This window comes from Halosegnis rubeus (genome assembly GCF_009184545.1).
Taxonomy (GTDB): domain Archaea; phylum Halobacteriota; class Halobacteria; order Halobacteriales; family Haloarculaceae; genus Halosegnis; species Halosegnis rubeus.
Window position 1 is genome coordinate 99,839 of record NZ_QJOW01000006.1, and the last position, 14,604, is coordinate 114,442.

Below are 14,604 nucleotides of genomic sequence, written 5' to 3' on the forward strand. Positions count from 1 at the left end.
GTTGGCTCACAATGTACACATTATGAGCACCGATAAGAAGCGCGTGCAGTTTCGGGCCCCCGATCGGCTCATCGACCGGGCCGACGCACTGGCCGCAGTCCTCGGGGAAGACCGAACAGATATCCTCGTGACCGCGCTTCGGGAGTACCTCCAAGATGCCGCTCACGACGACGCACTCACCCAGGAGATCGCTGCCGCCTATTACGACGATGAGATCACCTTCGAGCAACTCAAAGCGCTCGTCGGAGCCGAGGAGGCGGCAAACCTCCGAGTGTTGAAACAGCAGTTGGACGAGGACTTCATCGACGAGGTCGCCGACGCTTAGATGTCGCGGCTTATCGCAGACGCCTCCGCCCTCGTGAGTCTCGGAATCGTTACTGACGACGATCCCGATCCACTCGCACTTTGTCTCTCCCGGTACGAGGTCGTCGTCCCAACAGCGGTCATCGATGAGCTCCGAGAGATCGCCTCCTACGATGACGTCCATGGACACGCCGCGTCCGCCGTCCTTGACCAGGTGGATGCATTCACGACACAGTCGGTCGACCTCGATGTCGAGTTCCCGCTCGATGACGGTGAGAACGCGGCGGTGACGCTCGCGAATAATCTCGATGCTGCGCTCTTCCTCTGTGACGAGTTCAACCAACTTGGCTTGATCCACGCCTCACTCGCTGATACCCGGCTCGTCACGACACCGACACTACTCTCGGTGCTCGTTCGAACTGAACACCTATCAGCTGCCGACGCGCGGCTGCTCCTCGATGCGATCAGTGACGCCCGTAGCTGGGGCGCGAACAGTTACGTGCAGCGAGCTCGCTCGTTGCTCGAAGAGCCCTAACACCGTGGAGGATCCTTCGAAGTGATTTGGAATGCCTGATAACGACGCTCTCTACGACGTTCGTGAACGAACGAAGAATCCCGAGCACGCATCAGTTGACGATGTAGTCGAACTCGTGCTCGAACGCGCACAGCATCCCCGGACGGAGCACCGGGATGCACATCTCGACGAGATGATGGCGACTGTCGTCGACAGGTACGGGACCGGCCCTGTCCGAACTGTTATCCATCGCGTTCTCGTCGACCACCACCCCTTTCGGACTGCCACGCATGACCTCGAGATGCGTAACGTCGACGGTGTTCGTATCGGGACAGCAGCCGGCCAGTTCCTTACAGAATTGAACGCGCAGCACGACGATTGAAATACAGTTTCTGAAAGCCCTCGGCCGCTCGGCATCCCGCGACCACCGCTGCGCGCCTCGTGCCTGCGGTGCTTGCGGGGTCGGGGGACGGCCGAGGCGGCCTCGCCCTTTCTGAGTCCACCAGGACGGTAGCTGGATCGCCGAGTGTCGCGGCCGGCTAGACAGGTGTGTCCGTTATGGCCCGCACCGCTCGCCGCGTTCCGCCCTCCGCGTCGCTCGCGACCGACCATTCCGGGCGTGCGGGCGCTCTCCGCACCGCCCGCGCCCGTTCCGGGCTAAAATGGATGTGCCCTCGGCGCCAGCGGGTATCCCCGTCGGTTGCGCCCCTTGCGGGCTTTCGCGTTCCAGCGCTTGGTGCCGCCTGCGCTGTCGCGCGCCACACCGCGGCGCGCGTTCTCGGCGACAGTCGCCCTGGACACGGACCCGCACATCGGGCCGGACACGAGCGGGCATATCCCGCTGGCCGCTCGCTCCGGGCGGGTCGGCGCGCGGTGCTGGATGGTCGTCCGCCTCGGGCGCGCTCTCGCTCGCGCCCACAGGGCGCTCGCGAAGGCGCGAGCGAGAGCGCGCAGACGAGTCTGTCGGTCGTTGTCGTCGAGGAAATCCGCGATGTTGAGGCATCGCGGTGTCGGGCGCGTGAGCGCCTTCAGGAGCTGAACTCCAATGTCGAGTAAGAACGTCTTCGGTAATGAGGTTTCGGTCGATGAACAGGCTTTCGAGAAACACGATGACGTCGAGGTCGACGAGGATGGGTTCGAGGTCGTCGACGAGACCCCGGAGTTCCGGGCGACGGTCGACATGGAAGTGCAGGCGAAAGTCGATTCCAACCACCCAGATGCGCGGGTCGAGGAAGGCCCGGATCACATGTTCGGGAAGACCCTCGAACAGGAAGAGCGCATCGAGGCACGGGAGGCCGAGTTGGAGCACATCAGTGCCCAAGCGGAACTCAGTCAGCAGGAGGGACGCGCGAAGCGGACGCGGGAGGTCGTCGTCGAGCAGTGTGGCCGAGACGAGCCCGAACCGGTGGAGCGCACGGATCCACGGGAGAAACTGACGCAGAGCGAACTCGCGGCGGTGAACAAGCAGGCGATGCGGATCAGCGACGAAGTGCAAGGCGGCTGGTCGAGAGCGGTCGTCGCAAAGCAGCTGGCCGAGAAGGTGCAGCGCGGGCAGGACGTGACGAAGGCGGTGCTGGAGACGTTGGAGGAGCAGAAGGCGGTCCCCGGTGCAATCGTGCCCATCGCGGATGTGCCGGACGTCCCGGTCGGTGAAGTGACAGTCCAGGGTGAAATCACTGAGCTCTGGACCCCAAGTGACAACTCAATTCAACAAGTCGGGCTCATCGAGGACGATAGCGGGCGAACGAAATTCACGGTCTGGGAGAAGAGCGGGAAAACGATAGTTCGAGAAGGGCAGACGGTCAGGTTCAGAGCGGTCAAGAAGAACTGGTACCAGGGCCGGTGCAGTCTCGCCATCACGGGCTGGAGCAGGATCGAGTTCCCGGAGCGCGGTCGGTGGTGGGAAGAATAGCCAGTTGAGGCAATCTTCTTTTTTGCTGTGTGCCGGACCGACCCAGACCCCGCCACCCCACCCTCCGCTCCCGGCCTCCCGCTGGTCGGCCGGCAGCCACGACCGGGCTCGCACCCTTGAGAGGAGCGCGGTGAGACGGCTGTCCGGGGTTGAGAGAGGGTGTTTGTGTGTAGCCAGAGGGGAAGTGGGGCAGACAACGTGCCCTGAGCAACGATGTTCAAGGAACATACCCTCACAGCCCGCGAACGGCTTCGCATTCACCTCCGCGAAGCTCGCCGGACGACCGACTCACCGATCGTCGAAGCACAGTTAGCCGCCACACTGGACCCCTAGGAAGACCTACCGCCAACGAACCTGCGGGAAGGGGCCTCGGTCATAGACGATGCAGGACACCTAACACCACCAGACGCTGAATGAGTTCGATGGGTCGGGACACAGGAGGTGTACCACGTCCCCGAATGCGCCCATAACGGTCCCGAACGTTCCGGTGAGGACCAAGAGGGCAAGCAAGACCAAGAACGGCCACAGTTCGTCGGCCATCTCAGTCTCGGAGGTGAGAGTCCTGGACCCGGACCAGCTGGAGGGACGGAAACGGGGCGAATGGAATTTCCTCATCAACGAGCTCTTCGAGGGGGATCGCGGCCTCTCGCTTGTCCCATCTCGGCATGTACTCTTCAAGCACATCAAGTGGGGTAACTACAATGACCTCGTCGTCATCCGGGTACTTCGGAGTCTTGTCGGCCAGCGTGTCTCCGTCCTCGAACTCCCACTCGTCGAGTTCGAGTCCAGGAATGTTCACGACGACCAAGGCGATCGGCTCGTCGGCCTCAGTATCGTGGACGATATCGCCGTAGATGAACTCCGGGTCTTCCTCCTCATCGTCCAGTTCAAGTTCCAAGGCCATATCGAGTGACCGTTGGAGTGGTTCCTCTCGTCCCGGAGGCTGCCATTGTTCTTCGTCGGTACGTCCGTCAGGTGGTCCGCCGCCTTTGCGTGGCATTAGTTGATCACCATGAATTCGTCAAGTGCTGTTTGCGAGCTGTGCAGGGCCTCGATCCTCCAATTGATAGTCTCGGTCAACCGTTCGGGGTCGTGTTCCCCGTTTGGTTGCCTGCACTCGTCCAGGATCGACGTCTTCCCGGAGAACGCAACGACCTCGTCTGGGGCGTGGAGGAGATGTTCGTGTGAGACCCGACCGTTGAGGTAGATCCGATCCGGGCCGAGCGTCTCGACCAGGGCCTCCAGGTCGTCCCAGAGGTTGAACTTCGAGTTGTACTCGGTCCCGTCGAAGGCACACGACTTCGTACCGAAGACCTCGAACAGCTCCCGGCAGTGCTCGTAGTGCCACGGCTTCCACCCCACGATGATGGGATAGAGCTTGACGTCGAGTCCGGCATCCTCAACCATCCGGTAGAGCGTCTTCTGTCCCTCGACCGATCGCTCAATCTCGCTCAGGAGCTCGCGACGGTCCATCTCGTCGCTGTCCATGACCCAGCGGTCGCCTGGGAAGTAGACGTCGACGATCCCGTCCAGTTCCTGTAGCCGCTCGAACTCGTCCTCAGGAGTACGACCGACCAGGAACTCGTTCTGCTCCATCGAGTTGATGATGAGCATCTGGTCGGGATGCATGAACGCCTCTCGTGGTTGGTTTACGAACCAAGTCGACCGGCGGAACGGTGCTTGGAGGGCCGGGAATTCCTCGACGTTGTAGCCGAAAAGGCGTCTATCGGTGGAAGCTCCAGGTTTGGTCTTCGGTACGAACTCGTGCGGGAATCGGTCGCCGGGCATGTCGGATCTCTCAGGCGCGGTTGTGTCTCGGTGGCGCCTGTCGTGACACTATTCACCGCACAGGCTTAAGTCTTGTTTGCGTTTGTTCGCACAAACGCTATTTCTTAGGCTTGCTAAAATACATACTGCCCTTAGAGATCATAATTCGGCCCACATACGAAGCGTATAACGAAGGTCTTTAGCCTAAACCGCAGACAGAGGGAACTATGACCGAACGAGTCCATATCATCCCAGTTGGATTCGACTTCGAGCGTCTCATCTACCCAATTTCGCAGGGACAGATGGAGGCCGACCGAGTCGTGCTCATCACGCACGAAGGCGATCCAGACGATGAGGCAACGAGTAAGGCCGCGCAACTCGCATCGAATATGACTCGCCGATTGGAAGATTCGTTCAAACTGATTGACGTCGAGGTCCAGCGCGAATCCATCGAAATCGAGGGCATGTTTGACTATGAGACCCTCTATCCGATGGCGTACGACTACATCCTCGACGAACTGAAGGCTGATAACGAGGTTTTTGTCAACATCTCTTCGATGCCTCGCACGGTCGCCTTCGCGTTCGCTACTGCGGCCGACTCGATAATCGCCGAGTTCCAGGAGGCTATGGATGAAATTCGAGACCGGCTCCACACCTACTACGTCTCGCCGGAGGAATATCTCGTGCACCGGATGATGGAGGTTCTGGAGAACGCCGCGGACACGCTCGATGATCTGAAGCAGTACGAGGACCTGACCGTGCACAGCCAGTACGAGGAGATCGTGCAGCTTCTCGACCGAATCAACGAAAGCGGTGTGACGGAGGGTGCCCGAGACCTCGACGGGCAGATGTACGTCGAGTTCCCGTCGTCGCCTGGCAGTGACGTTGAGGATTTCGAGAAGACCATTCTGAACTTCCTCTTTGGGAAGGATCCGATTGCGTCGACGTCGGCGCTCGCCGAACAGCTGGCCGAAGAAGAGGGTGAGGAGTACGACGAGTCGTTCCGCAGCCGCGTCCAGTACAACGTCTCGAAACTCGACGAAAAGGGGTATGTGGACCGCGAGAAGGTCGGAAATAGTCTCGAAACGCAGCTCTCGACGATGGGGCGGATGTGGGTGGAAACTCACCGGGGATGAACTGGATCCTCGCATAATGGACACTCCGCGTAGACCGCTCGGTGGTCGTCCTTCTCGTACTCGATGAGGAGCATACCTGCGGGTATCTCGGTGTCGCAAGCCGGACAGGTTCCGAGGATCGATTGTTCCGACGACATGGGGGATGGAGCGCTGGAGCGTGTGACACTGTATTCCAGGCTCCAAGTGTAATAACGGAGTATACGTTCAAAAGTTCGATCCAAGCGAAGTGAAAGTGGAACCCGGAACAAGACCTATGCTGGAACAGTCTGATTATCCGACAGTGTTCGACGACCTCCATCAGACCATCAACAAGATCCGAGGTGACTTCTCCGGTAACAAGGACACCTCTATCGCGGTGGGTCGGGAGGCCGTTCTAGAGAACCTCGAATGGATCTACAGTGGCGTGTGCCTGCTACTCCTCTTTGGCGTGCTGAAGTTCAAGGACGCCGTCCTGCTCGCCGTCTACGGTGGTACACCATTCGTTCTCGACTCAGGCCTCTTCCTGCAATCCGTCCCGTTGCTCAGTCGTGTGCTGCCGCGTGTGACGATGTTGATAGAGCTCGGGATGGAGTTCGGGGCTGTAACCGTCGGTATCTCCCTTGGCGCCGTCTACGGCATCTACAGACTCATTGGCGCGGTGAGGATGGGCGTGCCGTACTACGCAGCACTGAAGCGGGACGATTAGTCCTGCCCCATCATTTTGGTCAGGAAGGGCTCATCTGGTGTACAAGAGGTCTAGTGACATATTGGTGTAGCCCCAGTCGAGGACCTCGGTTCACTTCTTGCCGTTCTTACGGCAGGTGTCGAAGTTCACCCGACTCCCTGTATAGGCACTTCAGTTCTGCATAGAGTCTATTGTCCCCTCAATGGGTGAGGGGCTCGCTGTACTGGCGAGTATCCTGAACACGGTGAGAACGATGGCAACCAGAGACATCTACGAAACTGGCTTTGACGAAGACGTCCGAACGGAATCGAGTGCGAACCAGTGTCCCGAGTGCGACGGCCGGGTTACCACCAATACAGTCGAAACCGTCTGCGAGGAGTGTGGGCTCGTCATCGACGAGCAGCGGATCGACCACGGGCCTGAGTGGCGAGGGTTCGACGAAGACGAACGGGAGCGCACGGGCGCTCCGTTGACGGCGGCACGACACGATCGAGGGTTATCGACGGAGATCGGCCGCGGGACCGATGCGAACGGGAACGAACTCTCAGGACAGAAGCGACGGCGGCTCGCTCGGATGCGGCGTGAACAGACCCGTGGGCGGTTTCAGTCGAAAGCTGAACGCAACCTCGCACATGGGTTTAGTGAAGTCCGCCGGATCAGTAGTGCGCTCGAACTATCTGAGACGACCCGTGACCAGGCCTGCCAGCTCTTCCGTAGCGCTCAGAACGAGGACCTCCTGCAGGGCCGGTCGATCGAGGCGATGGCCGCCGCGAGTGTCTACGGCGCGTGTCGGTGTAACGGGCGGCCGCGAACGCTCGACGACATCACCGAGTCGGCGCGCGTCGAGCAATCGCGGGTGACGAACGCATACACGACGCTGAATACGGAACTCGGCCTGCCAGCCCAGCCCGTGACGCCGAGTGCGTTCGTTCCGCGGTTGGCCTCGGAGCTCGACGTCTCCGATCAAATCCGGCAGCGGGCTCGGCAGCTGGCAGAAGCATCCGAATCGACCGGGGCAACCACGGGGGTTCGGCCGTCCGGGTTCGCTGCAGCCTGTCTGTACAAGGCCGGACGCGAAGACGGACGGTGGCTCACCCAGTCAGACATCGCTGACGTTGCGAACGTCTCGGTGGTTACCGTACGGACCCACCGCGACACACTGGACGAACTGGCTGTCTAACGTCCACACTGCTGATTTTCGGTTGTATTTTGTTGTCTGATTGATGTGAGAGCCATTGTTTAAATCCGAAGACGAAGCATGATACGGCCAGAACACTCTATGACCGACCAGTACGCCGACTACGAAGCCCTCCGACCGCTCGGCGAAGCGACCCACGTTCCCGACGATCAACTCGCCAATAGTAGTGGCGAGCCCCGGCGGCAACGCTCTGGTGGCGTCGACGCGGGCTATCCAGACGACCCGACAGAAGGTGAGACCGAGTGCGATTCCTGTGGAGCGTCGATCCCCGCTGGCCAGTCGAAGTGCCGGTTCTGTCTCACGAACCATCTCGAAGCAGCCGACGATCAGGACACATCGACTGCCGAACAGACTCTCCTCCATATCATCCACATAGTCGTTGAGGCGTCGACGTTCTACGGCGCCGTCGGGAAGGGATCTGCTGCGGCTACCCTCCTCGCGAAGGCAGACGATGACCCAGTAGTCGATGACTGCAAGCTAATCTATGATCTCGACGAGGAACCGGCCCCACGGCTTGTCGATCAGTGGCCCTCGCTCCCATCGGCGACACGGGTCACGTCTGAATGTGGTAATCAGCTGCTCGCGGCTGCTCGTGAGCGGACGGCGTGGACAGAGACGACGCAGTCCTGTCACGACGGCGAGCACACGACGTTCCTCTACGAGGAAACCGGGAGTGGGGTTCACTCCGAAGATCGTCTTGCAAGCCTACGTGAGGACGCAGACGACGACCTCTGGCTGGTGCCGGCGATTGCGCTCCAGGAATCCGTTGGCAAGACCGATACCGAACAGCCACGACGCGAGCGCCCGAACAGAACTCACCTCGAGTGTCGGGAGTGTGATCGGGAGACTAAGCATCGATTTCGCGAATTCGAGGCTATCCCCGACGACGAGTGGACCGGGCAGCCCATGTGGGAGTGTCAGCGGTGCGGGACACCTCGCTATGGGCCCGAACCCGAAGCCGGTCAATAGAGACGGTGTCAGTTTAACCAACTAATCCCGATATCGATTCGTCCTGTTAGTTAATTGGAGACCAGTTCGAGATCACTCCCGGACCGCCCCGCTGACTGCCCGCCGGTGTTTTTTCGCGCCGTAAATTGGCGGAGGCGCACACATGGACCCACGAGACACCCCAGGCTATCGACTCCACCGCGCGCTTAGCAGCCTCTCCAGTATCGACGCCGACCAATTGGGGCCCGCTGATCGAGAGCGAATTAGCACCGCGACGACGCTCCTCGAGCGGGTAGATGTTCTCACCCAACCGAATACGACGGGGGACGGTGACGCCAAAGAAGAATCCTGACAGCACGACGCGTCGGCAACGCAGTGTCCTGTGGCCGTCACAGCGTGAGCGGTTGTTCGCCCCCTTGAAGGGGTGCGGGGGCGCGAGACCGCTCCCGAGAACAACCCATGGCAACACTCCAAGCCACAACGACATCGACCGGCGCGCTCGTATCGGATCCACAGGCAGTCCGCGAACTCTGTGAGAACCACTGCTTCGGGACGCTCAACTGGGAGGTGGACGACGACGGCGAACTGATCATCTGGGGCTACGACAGCTTCGACGTGTACGAGGCTCGTGAGAACGGGCTTCCTGACTACGACGGTGGCATCGTCACCCACGAGTTCCTCCGGTCGCTCGCAGAATATCTCGAACCGGACGAAGAATTCGACATTCAGACAGCCGGATTTACCAAGTGCCGCTTTCCCGTGCTGGCGAAGCGGTACGTCATCCGCGACGGTGAGGTCCTGTACGCGGACCTCAGTTCCCCCGACCCGATCGACGAGTAGCGTTGTTCGTCCCCCGGGAGGGGTGCGGGGCGATCCAGTCGTGGGTCGTCCTGTGAGGTGATTGTTCAATGGGCCACCGCGCACTCGTTGCGTACGAACGCACAGACGGACAGTACACGCTCCACTACTCTCATTGGGGTGCAGCGAACCTGAAGCTCAAGCACCGAATCTCGGCCGAAACACCGTTCGGTGGCGACGACACCGACTCAAAGTGGGCGAAACAGCTGCTGGCGGAACTGGCCGATGGCCTCGAGGCAGATGCCGTCGACAGCTACCTCGCCGGCGAAGACTGCCCATCGACGGTCGTCGAGCCGAAGCCCCGCGCCACCGGGCTCACGCTCGAGGAGATTATCGCTGACCATCTCGATTACCTCCATCACGAGGCGTTCTTCGTGGTGTCGACGACATTCGAGGTAGCCGCCTACCGGACACTATGGTTCGGCCTCCAGTACGATTCAGAGACGGTCGACCACGGCGAGACAGTCGGGAACGGGGCGCTTGCGACCGTTCGGTGGCACGACGGCGAGCCGGTCGGCGATGGCCATCTGAAGGGGCAGTTCCGGGCACTGAAAGACGTCGTTGGCGATATGGTCGACAAGGGTGTGTTCACCCAGTCGACGGCTCGCCAGTACCTCAAGCAGAAGCTCGGCGAGTGGATCGGAAAGCGCCAAGAGTTGCGCATCCCGAGCGGTGAAGCACCGTCTCCGGACGCGACACTCAGCCGCTCGTAGGGCGATTTGCGTCGAAGCAGATGGTGGTTTTTCTGGGGCAGAAAGAACTGAGCCCCACCGTAGGCTCGTGATTTGATGCCCGAGAAACCAGACGACGATCCATTCCACGATTGCGAGTTAGATCCCGACGCAGTCCTCGGGACACGCACCTTCCACGATGTCCTGTTCACCGACGATACCGAGACGCCGGTAAACGTGCTCACCGGCGAGACGCCCGCACATTCGCAGGCGAGCGTCGAGGAAGCGAAGGCGTTCGCTGCGAGTATCGACACGGACACACCACAAATCGCGCTCCCGGCCTCTGTCGAGACGCAAGTCGAGACTCAGAGCAAGCCCTACACTGCAGCTGCGTTCTTCCACTTCAAGGCGACGGGGTCACTCGAACGACACCGTGCCTACCACGCCGCGTACGACTCGGATGCGTTCACCGTCGACTTCGAGGCCGACTACGCGTCGGGCAATCTAACCATCACAGTCGAGCGAGCGAACGAGTCCTAAAAATCGACCGCTAGATCAGGTTTTTCGAGCGCCGGCGATGGGTGCCGGCGCAGCAGGAGTGAGCGAGCAACGACTCCTGGTGCGTCGGCGCTTCGAGGTGTTCGAGATGCACATGGTGATTTACGCTCTGGTAGAAGCATCGACAGAAGACGAAGCACTATCCACCGGAAAGACGGTGTTCGACCGCCTAGTCGGCGCGGACCCACATGCCAGCGCCGTCTTCGACTACCACGTGACGTTCGATGAGGAGGACACGTCCGTTGCGGGGAAGGCGCGGTGGGGTGAATTGCCGACTGCAGCCCCCGTCGACTCCGATGACGGCCAAGACCTGCTTGAGCGTGGCTGGGGGGCGACGAAAGAGGAGTTCGAGCGCAACCTCGACCGGGTGAGGGAAGCACTTGACGAACTTTCCGATGAGGAGATCATGCGCGACGAAGATCTCGCTCGGCACGCCTTCCACCAGGTCGGCGCCTACGACGGGCCAACAATCTTCCTGTACAACGAATACGCGAACGGCATCCGTCACCGTGAACAACTGGATCGAGTCCTCGAAGAGAGCGAGGACCTCTGGATCGTCCCCGCGGACGTCCACTTCTAACGACGATGCCACGGATCACCAACTGGGCACGAGAAAGTCGCACGCCGACGCTCGCGTATCGAAACACCGAGACCGGTTCCCGAGCCGTCCTGCACCGAGCCCCCGCCTCCTACCGGTACAAGTGGCGTGGCGCTATCCTCGTCGAGGGGTACCCGGTGTGGTCGCAGGGGTACGGGACGAAGGACGCGAAGTCGTTCCGAGATGAACTCCGGAAGCAGCCTGCGCCCAAGCTGAATTGTCCGGAGTGTCCGAGCGACGACGTCCTCGTCGGTGAGAAGTCAGCAGACGGGGCGAAGGTCCAGCGCTGGTTCGACTGTCTGGACTGTGGGTATGAAGCACCATCACGCATCATCTACGCTACCGAGCGGTGACTAAGCGGATGTCCGTCGTGTTGTTTTTCGTCCGGGCACGAGGGGTGGCCCGGTTCGACTGGGTCAGTCCAACGATGAGTCTCGAAATACTCAACCGACACAGTGAGGCACTGTTCGAGTTCCTCTGGTGTCCCGTCTGCGGGCACGAGATATTCAGCCACATTCCCTTCGAGGGGGTGTTCTGCAAGAACTGCAACACGCAGGTTGAACTCCAAGAATCACGGGAGACACGCGGCTACGAGGAGGCTGTCCTCGCTTGCTTCGACACGGATTCGACGTGGAACCTTCACGTCGACGAAAAACTGCGTCGTGACCTGCCTGATGGGTCGGCACGGGTGAAAATCCTCGGTGCACCGGGTGCCTACGAGGTTGACTGGTGGAGTCCAGCACCTGGAGAGGACTGGGAGCCGGTCGAGCGAGGGGAATTCGAGGATATTGAGGAGCCGAGCGAAATATCCCACTTGGCATAATATGATTTAGACTAGAACTACTCTCGAGAGGTTCCTAAAGCGACAAAGTACCCGAGGAACCCTAATACGACATATAGAGCGAACAAATAGGTGATGATGGTACCGTTATAGGCGGTGATTCCACCAAAGAATTCGTCCAATGTTTCAGTGACAATTACGATTGTCCCAGCAAGTAACAAAACCGGTAGGCAGACTAAATAAGACAGGAAGAGAGCACCCAGAGAGATACCGGGATCATCACTAAATCTCTCACGGTGCTCCTTACTACCTTGAGAACTCAGCTTGAGGAGTCGGCCAGTGATCTCACTCACCACACCGATAGATCCAATCAACGTATCTCGTGGACTTGAGTTCGAAGACGATGAGTGACGAAAGTCGCTTCTCAGTTGAATTACGCCCCTACGTAGGCGGGTGCTTGCCAAAGCAGACACAATTATCGCAACAAACGAGAACACGAACAGCTGGGCTCTGAATCGCTCCCACTGGGGCAGTCTAAACGTGATTTGACCGGAAGTTGCTCGAGAAGAATGGCCGACTCTTCCCTCATCAGAGCTAATGACAGTATCTACCCAAACGGTGTGAGGGTAACTGATTGAACTCTGTGTCACCTCATTCGGCGAAAATTCGTAAGTGACCTCTTTCGTCTCACCAGCGGGGATTGTTATCGTATCCCGGAGGATAACAGTATCTCGATACCCATTCTCAGTGACCACCAGTTCAAAATCTACATCATGAGCCAGTCTGTGGTCATCGTTCGACAAGCGAACCTCAACCTCTGCCTTTTGCTCAGTTGTTATTAGGGTGTCAGAGACGCGTGATTCTACACCAATCCAAATCGCTGGATCCTCAGAGTCCGCTTGATTATTATCGTCCCCTGGACCATCAGCGAACATCGCAAAGCCACCACTTCCCCAGGCTGAAGGGCCACCTTCATCCTCAATCACTCCAGGCGCCCCAAACAGGAACCCGACTATTGATAGTATCAAAATTAAGTTGGCAACGAGTTCACGTCGAGAGAGATCCGACTCTGACATAATACAGGGGCGTTGAGACTGTTGTTATAGGGTATGTAATGTTATTTTTGCGCCGGCGATGGGTGCCGGCGCAAACGCGCCGGCGGTGATCGATGTCGACACGTAGTCAACTCCGATTCGTTCAACGAGTCGAACAGCCCAGTGAAACGGACGGCGACGACGAGCGGATCGCGCAGGTGTACCGGCATTCAGACGGATATCCGGCGAGTGTACTGCGCGACCTCGCTCAGTTGAAGGAACTTCTCGACGCGACCCGTGCCGAGCGCGGTCCAGCCTACACGGCGGCGACGTTCGTGTTTCTCGATAAGCTCTCGACGGTCGGCTTCTATCTGGATGGCGACCCGGAACGAACAATCGATGCGGCGCAGCCAGCAGACCTCCTCGAGCCGTCCAACATAGAGCACCTCGACCAGCCGCTGTTCCTGCTGGGCCACGGCGTCGAGAATCCGGCTGACGGCATCCACGGCGACGAGGAGTACCTCTACGTCGTCGAACTTCCGACGACGAACGCATTCGACGAGCCCGCCGAGTGGACAGTCAAAGTGAGCGGTCACTCCGCATTCCCTCGCTGGGACGGCCCAACCGACGAAGCCTTTGAACAGGCGACTTGGCAGTTCGAAGGGGCGCTGACAGTCGCTCTCGACGATCTGCTCGCTGAACCCGTGTAGGAAATGGTTTGATCGGTACTCATAGAATTGTAGAAGTCTCGAAAGCAGGTGGTTCTTCGAGGGTATTCTTGTGGTGTCCGTAGTTACGTCGAGACAGCGTCCAGACAGTCAGTGAGTGTCGTGTAGGTCTGCTCTACGGACCCGATCGTTCTGCCCTTTCCCAACCCCTCGCCAGTGTGCTGAACGATCAGTTGGGAATGAGCAACGGAGTTTCGCAACTTGGTCAAGTCGTCGAGCTGGCTCGACGCTCGGTGATCACTCGAAAAGCCACAGGCATCCCAGCAGGCCTCGATACTGCTAATGATTGTCGCAAGCGTTGAGAACTGAGCGTAATGGGTTTCATCGAGTTCGATGTTTGATTGGCGGGCGTCAGCGTGTCTCTCTTCGATATCTTCCACAATATTCGGATCGAGGGATACACGTTCCTTCCAGTCAGGGGCCTCGTCAAGAATGAGCTCACGGAAGCGCTCTTCGAGTAGTGTAATGCGGTCGAAGAGGTGGATCAGCGCGGGCGACGTGTTCAGGTCGGCACGCGTCAGGATGCCCGTCAGCCGGTTCCGCCCGCCCAGAAAATAAAACGGGGCCTCGTAGAGTGCCGAGAGTACCTCATCGAACGTGGCGTCGGTACTGATGATCTCCTCGAGCGTTACTGGGTTCGTGTGCGCTGCAATTTGATCGTCCGCCGCTGCATCCTGCAGGTGGTCGAGTTCGACGTATCCGACAACTGTCTCTCCGTCGATGACAGGTGCTACATCATATCCCTCCGACTCAAGCCAGTCAGTGGTCGCAGCGACCGTGGCATCCGGTGATTGTGACGCAATCGACCGCGTAGCGAGATCACCCGCGGTACAGACGTAGAGGTCTCGTCCCATTATCCCAGCCCTCGGCTTCGCGGCGAATAATCCTTCGGCCAGCACAAGAAATAAGTGAAAGTAATTATTAAGTATAATTT

General features: G+C 59.3%; 21 protein-coding genes. 16 read left to right on the plus strand and 5 right to left on the minus strand.

Annotated elements, in window-relative coordinates; translation table 11 throughout:
- Positions 1 to 22 precede the first annotated feature (22 nt).
- The 4 genes from DMP03_RS12480 (at position 23) to DMP03_RS12500 (ending at position 2,729) form a co-directional block, all read left to right on the plus strand.
- Complete coding sequence (locus DMP03_RS12480) at positions 23 to 325, plus strand: hypothetical protein (RefSeq protein WP_058365798.1); 303 nt, start codon at positions 23 to 25, stop codon at positions 323 to 325.
- The gene (locus DMP03_RS12485; protein WP_152120874.1) at positions 326 to 838 is read left to right on the plus strand and encodes a hypothetical protein; all 513 of its coding nucleotides are present in this window, start codon (positions 326 to 328) and stop codon (positions 836 to 838) included.
- Between the two features lie 31 nt (positions 839 to 869).
- Positions 870 to 1,199, plus strand: coding sequence for a hypothetical protein (locus DMP03_RS14685; RefSeq protein ID WP_121513376.1), 330 nt, complete (start codon positions 870 to 872; stop codon positions 1,197 to 1,199).
- Between the two features lie 663 nt (positions 1,200 to 1,862).
- The gene (locus DMP03_RS12500) at positions 1,863 to 2,729 is read left to right on the plus strand and encodes a DNA-binding protein (protein WP_152120875.1); all 867 of its coding nucleotides are present in this window, start codon (positions 1,863 to 1,865) and stop codon (positions 2,727 to 2,729) included.
- A 541-nt stretch (positions 2,730 to 3,270) separates the two neighbouring features.
- Here the strand turns inward: DMP03_RS12500 and DMP03_RS12505 are convergent.
- Together DMP03_RS12505 and DMP03_RS12510 are read right to left on the minus strand one after the other, a co-directional pair.
- Positions 3,271 to 3,633 carry a hypothetical protein gene (locus tag DMP03_RS12505; protein ID WP_152120876.1) on the minus strand — a complete coding sequence of 121 codons (363 nt, stop codon included), beginning with the start codon at positions 3,631 to 3,633 and terminating at the stop codon, positions 3,271 to 3,273.
- A gap of 95 nt (positions 3,634 to 3,728) precedes the next feature.
- A complete protein-coding gene (locus DMP03_RS12510) occupies positions 3,729 to 4,517 on the minus strand; it encodes a hypothetical protein (protein WP_152120877.1) in 789 nt (262 codons plus the stop codon).
- Between the two features lie 206 nt (positions 4,518 to 4,723).
- Between DMP03_RS12510 and DMP03_RS12515 the strand changes: the two genes are divergently transcribed.
- Complete coding sequence (locus DMP03_RS12515; RefSeq protein WP_152120878.1) at positions 4,724 to 5,632, plus strand: HFX_2341 family transcriptional regulator domain-containing protein; 909 nt, start codon at positions 4,724 to 4,726, stop codon at positions 5,630 to 5,632.
- Here the strand turns inward: DMP03_RS12515 and DMP03_RS15005 are convergent.
- Positions 5,620 to 5,769 (minus strand): DUF7837 family putative zinc-binding protein, encoded by a 150-nt coding sequence (locus DMP03_RS15005; protein ID WP_363463562.1) that lies wholly within the window; start codon positions 5,767 to 5,769, stop codon positions 5,620 to 5,622. The two genes, DMP03_RS12515 and DMP03_RS15005, sit on opposite strands and share 13 nt — an antisense overlap.
- A gap of 143 nt (positions 5,770 to 5,912) precedes the next feature.
- Between DMP03_RS15005 and DMP03_RS12520 the strand changes: the two genes are divergently transcribed.
- From DMP03_RS12520 to DMP03_RS12565, 10 genes are all read left to right on the plus strand, one after another.
- A complete protein-coding gene (locus tag DMP03_RS12520) occupies positions 5,913 to 6,317 on the plus strand; it encodes a hypothetical protein (protein WP_137685129.1) in 405 nt (134 codons plus the stop codon).
- A 232-nt stretch (positions 6,318 to 6,549) separates the two neighbouring features.
- On the plus strand, positions 6,550 to 7,476 hold the full coding sequence (locus tag DMP03_RS12525) for a transcription initiation factor IIB (RefSeq protein ID WP_152120879.1): 927 nt from the start codon (positions 6,550 to 6,552) through the stop codon (positions 7,474 to 7,476).
- Between the two features lie 99 nt (positions 7,477 to 7,575).
- Positions 7,576 to 8,463 carry a biosurfactant protein 1 gene (locus DMP03_RS12530; protein WP_152120880.1) on the plus strand — a complete coding sequence of 296 codons (888 nt, stop codon included), beginning with the start codon at positions 7,576 to 7,578 and terminating at the stop codon, positions 8,461 to 8,463.
- A 142-nt stretch (positions 8,464 to 8,605) separates the two neighbouring features.
- Positions 8,606 to 8,794 (plus strand): hypothetical protein, encoded by a 189-nt coding sequence (locus DMP03_RS14690; RefSeq protein WP_152120881.1) that lies wholly within the window; start codon positions 8,606 to 8,608, stop codon positions 8,792 to 8,794.
- A gap of 107 nt (positions 8,795 to 8,901) precedes the next feature.
- Positions 8,902 to 9,282 (plus strand): hypothetical protein, encoded by a 381-nt coding sequence (locus DMP03_RS12540; RefSeq protein WP_152120882.1) that lies wholly within the window; start codon positions 8,902 to 8,904, stop codon positions 9,280 to 9,282.
- A gap of 68 nt (positions 9,283 to 9,350) precedes the next feature.
- Positions 9,351 to 10,013, plus strand: a complete 663-nt coding sequence (locus DMP03_RS12545; RefSeq protein WP_152120883.1) for a DUF6735 family protein — start codon at positions 9,351 to 9,353, stop codon at positions 10,011 to 10,013.
- Positions 10,014 to 10,088: 75 nt separating this feature from the next.
- A complete protein-coding gene (locus tag DMP03_RS12550) occupies positions 10,089 to 10,511 on the plus strand; it encodes a hypothetical protein (protein WP_152120884.1) in 423 nt (140 codons plus the stop codon).
- 106 nt (positions 10,512 to 10,617) lie between these two features.
- Complete coding sequence (locus DMP03_RS12555) at positions 10,618 to 11,109, plus strand: hypothetical protein (protein ID WP_152120915.1); 492 nt, start codon at positions 10,618 to 10,620, stop codon at positions 11,107 to 11,109.
- Positions 11,110 to 11,114: 5 nt separating this feature from the next.
- Positions 11,115 to 11,480 (plus strand): DUF7568 family protein, encoded by a 366-nt coding sequence (locus tag DMP03_RS12560; protein WP_152120885.1) that lies wholly within the window; start codon positions 11,115 to 11,117, stop codon positions 11,478 to 11,480.
- 74 nt (positions 11,481 to 11,554) lie between these two features.
- Complete coding sequence (locus tag DMP03_RS12565; protein ID WP_152120916.1) at positions 11,555 to 11,950, plus strand: DUF7567 family protein; 396 nt, start codon at positions 11,555 to 11,557, stop codon at positions 11,948 to 11,950.
- A gap of 17 nt (positions 11,951 to 11,967) precedes the next feature.
- Here the strand turns inward: DMP03_RS12565 and DMP03_RS12570 are convergent, their stop codons facing one another.
- Complete coding sequence (locus DMP03_RS12570) at positions 11,968 to 12,984, minus strand: hypothetical protein (RefSeq protein ID WP_152120886.1); 1,017 nt, start codon at positions 12,982 to 12,984, stop codon at positions 11,968 to 11,970.
- A gap of 92 nt (positions 12,985 to 13,076) precedes the next feature.
- On the opposite strand from DMP03_RS12570, the gene DMP03_RS12575 reads away from it, so the two are divergent.
- Positions 13,077 to 13,652, plus strand: a complete 576-nt coding sequence (locus DMP03_RS12575; RefSeq protein WP_152120887.1) for a hypothetical protein — start codon at positions 13,077 to 13,079, stop codon at positions 13,650 to 13,652.
- Between the two features lie 83 nt (positions 13,653 to 13,735).
- On the opposite strand, the gene DMP03_RS12580 is transcribed toward DMP03_RS12575, so the two are convergent.
- Complete coding sequence (locus DMP03_RS12580; protein ID WP_235908767.1) at positions 13,736 to 14,524, minus strand: CBS domain-containing protein; 789 nt, start codon at positions 14,522 to 14,524, stop codon at positions 13,736 to 13,738.
- Positions 14,525 to 14,604 lie beyond the last annotated feature (80 nt).

Coding starts and splice junctions, on each gene's coding strand:
- DMP03_RS12480 (WP_058365798.1), top strand. CDS start 23: ATGAGCACCGATAAGAAGCGCGTGCAGTTTCGGGCCCCCGATCGGCTC.
- DMP03_RS12485 (WP_152120874.1), top strand. CDS start 326: ATGTCGCGGCTTATCGCAGACGCCTCCGCCCTCGTGAGTCTCGGAATC.
- DMP03_RS14685 (WP_121513376.1), top strand. CDS start 870: ATGCCTGATAACGACGCTCTCTACGACGTTCGTGAACGAACGAAGAAT.
- DMP03_RS12500 (WP_152120875.1), top strand. CDS start 1,863: ATGTCGAGTAAGAACGTCTTCGGTAATGAGGTTTCGGTCGATGAACAG.
- DMP03_RS12505 (WP_152120876.1), bottom strand. CDS start 3,633: ATGGCCTTGGAACTTGAACTGGACGATGAGGAGGAAGACCCGGAGTTC.
- DMP03_RS12510 (WP_152120877.1), bottom strand. CDS start 4,517: ATGCCCGGCGACCGATTCCCGCACGAGTTCGTACCGAAGACCAAACCT.
- DMP03_RS12515 (WP_152120878.1), top strand. CDS start 4,724: ATGACCGAACGAGTCCATATCATCCCAGTTGGATTCGACTTCGAGCGT.
- DMP03_RS15005 (WP_363463562.1), bottom strand. CDS start 5,769: ATGTCGTCGGAACAATCGATCCTCGGAACCTGTCCGGCTTGCGACACC.
- DMP03_RS12525 (WP_152120879.1), top strand. CDS start 6,550: ATGGCAACCAGAGACATCTACGAAACTGGCTTTGACGAAGACGTCCGA.
- DMP03_RS12530 (WP_152120880.1), top strand. CDS start 7,576: ATGACCGACCAGTACGCCGACTACGAAGCCCTCCGACCGCTCGGCGAA.
- DMP03_RS14690 (WP_152120881.1), top strand. CDS start 8,606: ATGGACCCACGAGACACCCCAGGCTATCGACTCCACCGCGCGCTTAGC.
- DMP03_RS12540 (WP_152120882.1), top strand. CDS start 8,902: ATGGCAACACTCCAAGCCACAACGACATCGACCGGCGCGCTCGTATCG.
- DMP03_RS12545 (WP_152120883.1), top strand. CDS start 9,351: ATGGGCCACCGCGCACTCGTTGCGTACGAACGCACAGACGGACAGTAC.
- DMP03_RS12550 (WP_152120884.1), top strand. CDS start 10,089: ATGCCCGAGAAACCAGACGACGATCCATTCCACGATTGCGAGTTAGAT.
- DMP03_RS12555 (WP_152120915.1), top strand. CDS start 10,618: ATGCACATGGTGATTTACGCTCTGGTAGAAGCATCGACAGAAGACGAA.
- DMP03_RS12560 (WP_152120885.1), top strand. CDS start 11,115: ATGCCACGGATCACCAACTGGGCACGAGAAAGTCGCACGCCGACGCTC.
- DMP03_RS12565 (WP_152120916.1), top strand. CDS start 11,555: ATGAGTCTCGAAATACTCAACCGACACAGTGAGGCACTGTTCGAGTTC.
- DMP03_RS12570 (WP_152120886.1), bottom strand. CDS start 12,984: ATGTCAGAGTCGGATCTCTCTCGACGTGAACTCGTTGCCAACTTAATT.
- DMP03_RS12575 (WP_152120887.1), top strand. CDS start 13,077: ATGTCGACACGTAGTCAACTCCGATTCGTTCAACGAGTCGAACAGCCC.
- DMP03_RS12580 (WP_235908767.1), bottom strand. CDS start 14,524: ATGGGACGAGACCTCTACGTCTGTACCGCGGGTGATCTCGCTACGCGG.